The organism is Oleiphilus sp. HI0067 (assembly GCF_001635735.1).
This window is the reverse complement of record NZ_LWFI01000489.1, coordinates 1-1,253: the sequence shown is the minus strand read 5'-3', so window position 1 is coordinate 1,253 and position 1,253 is coordinate 1. Positions and strand designations below refer to the sequence as shown.

1 protein-coding gene is annotated in these 1,253 nt (G+C 43.6%); it reads right to left on the bottom strand.

Features of this window, described 5'->3' with window-relative positions:
* Nucleotides 1-1,216, bottom strand: a 1,216-nt coding sequence (locus A3739_RS05870) for a TonB-dependent receptor plug domain-containing protein (protein WP_156502386.1), incomplete at its 3' end; no start/stop codon positions are given.
* Nucleotides 1,217-1,253: the final 37 nt, after the last annotated feature.

The following is a 1,253-nucleotide window of genomic DNA, read 5'->3' as shown; positions in this document are numbered from 1 at the left end:
CCAAACCTGAGCCACTCGCGGCATCTTTATACACATACTCAAATGTGCCTGGTTCAAGACGCGTTGCAGTTGACGTCGAATAGCCCCAATCAAGCTCCATGGCATATTCAGGCTTGCTCCAAATATCTAGTACATGCGAGCCATTCAATTGATGAGAAAGCATCTCTTGTTCGGTATATCGTAAAAGTGTTTTTTCTGAGTAAGAACCTTCTACAAAATCATCAGACTTTTTGAGTTTTGTTTGATCTTCCTCTTCAACCAAACCCAATAAGGTGTACTTAATTTTTTGCCCTTGTTGCGGTTCTAAACCCAAGCTCACTAGCCCGCCGAACTTTTCATTCAACGTGGTTCTTTCAGACGTACTTGCAGTATCAATTGCTTGTGAACCATTCACGATCTGATAATCGTCTTCGATCACCTCTCCACTGCTTGATTGCTTACTTTTGTAATAGAGATTGCCCGCAAATCCGTATTGCATGCCGCCTGATGTTTTAAAGCTTTGCCCTGCCGAGAGATCCACACTAGAACCAGGTTTTAACTTAGTAGTTTCTAAACCGTAGTCACGGTAATTGACCATCGCACGATCAAGTGCCAAACGTTCAGCAGGTGTTAGTCCTGGTACTAAAATGGTGTTCCCCACCCTCACTTCATCCGCAAGTTCTTGGAAGCCATTACTTTTCTCGATTAGCAAAGGTGGCAACTCCGTACGATTATCCGGCTGATAAATAACTTCATCTCCCGTGTAATCGTTGACTGAAATACTAATACTGCCGCCTATATAATTATCTTCTTTGGGAATGTCTTTGGTATTAATTTGAATGGTGCCACCGCCAAAGGTACCGGGTAGATCGCTAGAGTATGTCTTTTGAATATCCATACTTTGAATCACACCAGCAGGAAAGATATCTAGGGGAACAACACGTTTTGTTGGTTCTGGAGAAGGTACCTCCAAACCATTAAGTAGCACTGCACTGTAACGCTCACCCAAACCACGCACGTACACAAATTTGCCATCAACAACAGTGATACCTGTAACACGCTTTAGTGCACCCGCAGCATCGGAATCACCTGACTTTTTAAACTGCTCACTAGAAATCGCATCCGATACCACATCGGCATCTTTCAACGCGGCGATATTCGATGCCAGACTGCCTTCGACAAAAGGTGCACTCACAACAAACTCATCCAGCACGATATCGGCTTTCACTAAACTCATATTTTCAGAGCTTGTTTGATTGGCCGTCACACTAATA